Origin of the sequence: Kitasatospora sp. NPDC057595 (assembly GCF_042800875.1) — a bacterium.
Taxonomy (GTDB): domain Bacteria; phylum Actinomycetota; class Actinomycetes; order Streptomycetales; family Streptomycetaceae; genus Kitasatospora.
This window is the reverse complement of the sequence record NZ_JBHVGL010000086.1, coordinates 1-1032: the sequence shown is the minus strand read 5'-3', so window position 1 is coordinate 1032 and position 1032 is coordinate 1. Positions and strand designations below refer to the sequence as shown.

Genomic DNA, 1032 nt, shown 5'->3' with positions numbered 1-1032 from the left:
GGCAGGTACTTCTTGATTTATCTGTATTCTTCATGATATAGCTAGATATACATGCATCTATGAATATATACGTGTATTTATAAGTATCTACACCTCCCTATATCACACAAATATACCTTATTGAGAACAAAAATATTTATTTTAGTTCATTTTCAAGAACGTATCTTCCATTTTTATGATATAATCATCACTGCTTATAGGCAGCCTTACTGCTTATTCGCCATATGGTATAGGAAAGAGGTTCTTTTAATGAATGTAAAACACTCTAATTGTTTCTTTTTTGTCAGGCTTTTTGCTGCGCTTTGTGTGTTGATTGATCACGCTACAAGAGATCTTAACATTTCTGTCTTTGGTTATACCCCAGAGAGTAAAGCAATATTTCACACCGGCATATCAATTTTCTTTTTTCTAAGCGCATTTTTTCTTTTCACTTCCTATGAAAGATCCAAGCTTAAAGGGAATAATGTAACTGATTTTTATTGGAGCCGAATTATCAGGATCGCACCCGCAATATACACCTATGCTCTTGCCTCCACTGTACTGCTAATTATTCTAGGAGCTCTTTCATTAACAGTATTCACTACTAAAGAGTACTGGACATGGCTTCTTAGCAATTTTGTGTTATATCCTCAATACTTCCCTGACATATTCCATCACATTGGCACAGGTCGCCTTAACGATTCACTTTGGACAATTCCTGTTCAGATTAGCTTTTACCTTGTGTTACCCGCAATTTATTGGTTTTATAAACGTTTCGGATTCAAAAAAATGATTCTTTGCTCTTTTGCTGTTTCCGCTTTCAGTGTGTTGGTTTCTTTTATAACATTGAAGTACTCGCCTGACAGTTTGATCGGTAACCTGTACTTACATTCTTTCCTGCCACAGATGTTTTATTTCACTTTGGGCATCTTCTGGGCTAAGGCATGGAGCAAGTCACCGCAGCATATCGTTTTATTTTTCTGCTCTATAATTTTATTTTTATTCTTTAAATTTGACCTTCTACATCTCAGTTCAATAAACAGTACACTATGG

1 protein-coding gene is annotated in these 1032 nt (G+C 35.2%); it reads left to right on the top strand.

Annotated elements, in window-relative coordinates; genetic code table 11:
* Positions 1–249: 249 nt before the first annotated feature.
* The coding region (locus ACFU9E_RS35650) for an acyltransferase family protein (protein WP_380715738.1) at positions 250–1032 on the top strand (783 nt) is incomplete at its 3' end.